General features: G+C 73.8%; 1 protein-coding gene. It reads left to right on the top strand.

The genetic code is table 11. The features are described from left to right. Nucleotides 1-1,412 (top strand): DUF3418 domain-containing protein (locus AC08ON_RS15555; protein WP_476617220.1); only part of this gene is annotated, 1,412 nt, incomplete at both ends.

The raw sequence follows: 1,412 nt of genomic DNA on the forward strand, positions 1-1,412 counted from the left end.
GAAGCGGCCGTCCGGACCACCCGCCTGGGTGATGGCCGCCGAGCTGGTGGAGACCTCCCGGCTGTGGGGCCGCACCGCCGCGCGGATCGACCCGGACTGGATCGAGCCGCTCGCCGCCCACCTGGTGCATCGCACGTACAGCGAACCGCGCTGGTCGCGCCGGCAGGGCGCGGTGCTCGCCGACGAGAAGGTGACCCTGTACGGGGTGACGATCGTCGCCTCCCGGCCGGTCCAGTACAGCCGGATCGACCCGGTCCTGTGCCGGGAGCTGTCTCTCCGGCACGCGCTGGTCGAGGGTGACTGGCAGACCCGCCACACTTTCTTCCACGCCAACCGGGAGCTGCTCGCCGACGTCGAGGAGCTGGAGCACCGGGCCCGGCGGCGCGACATCGTCGTCGACGACGAGACGCTGTTCCATTTCTACGACGAGCGCATCCCCGCGGACATCGTGTCCGCCCGGCACTTCGACGCCTGGTGGCGCAAGGCGCGCCGGACGACCCCGGACCTGCTCGACTTCCCGCGCTCGATGCTCGTCACCGCGGACGCCACGGGAATCACCGAGGCCGACTACCCCGACGTCTGGCAGGCGGGCGACCTCGCGCTGCCGCTGAGCTACCAGTTCGAACCGGGCTCGGCGGCCGACGGGGTCACCGTGCACATCCCGCTGGCCGTGCTGAACCAGGTCGGCGCCGAGGGCTTTGAATGGCAGGTGCCGGGGCTGCGCGAGGAGCTCGTCACCGCCCTCATCCGGGCGCTGCCGAAGGCGGTGCGGCGCAGCTTCGTCCCGGCGCCGAACTACGCCAAGGCGGTCCTGGCGAACATCACGCCACGCCAGGCGCCCCTGCTCACCGCGGTGGAACACGAGCTGCGCCGGATGGGCGGGCCGGAGATCCTGCGCGATTCCTGGTCGCTGGCGGGTGTGCCGGATCACCTGCGGTTCACCTTCCGGGTGGAGGACGCCAGCGGGCGGGTGCTGGCCGAGGGCAAGGACCTCGACGCCATCAAGGAGCGGCTGCGCCCGAGGACCCGGGAAGCCGTCGCCGCCGCGGCGGACGGCCTCGAGCGGGCCGGCCTGCGGGCGTGGGGGGACCTCGGCACCCTGCCGAAGGTCGTCGAGCTGCGCCGCGGCGGCAACGTGGCGGGCGGCCACGTGGTGAAGGCGTTCCCGGCGCTGGTCGACGAGGGCGGTTCGGTCGCGGTGCGGGCCGCCGACACCGAGGCCGAACAGCGCCAGCTGATGTGGGCCGGCACCCGGCGCCTGGTGCTGCTGGGCGTCCCCTCCCCGGTGCGCGGCCTCAACGCCCGGCTGTCGAACGCCGCGAAGCTGGCCCTGAGCCACAACCCGCACCGCGACGCCGCCGACCTGCTGGACGACTGCGTGCGGGCCGCCGCCGACCGGTTGATCGCCGCGG

The organism is Frankia sp. CoWAU3 (genome assembly GCF_977971855.1).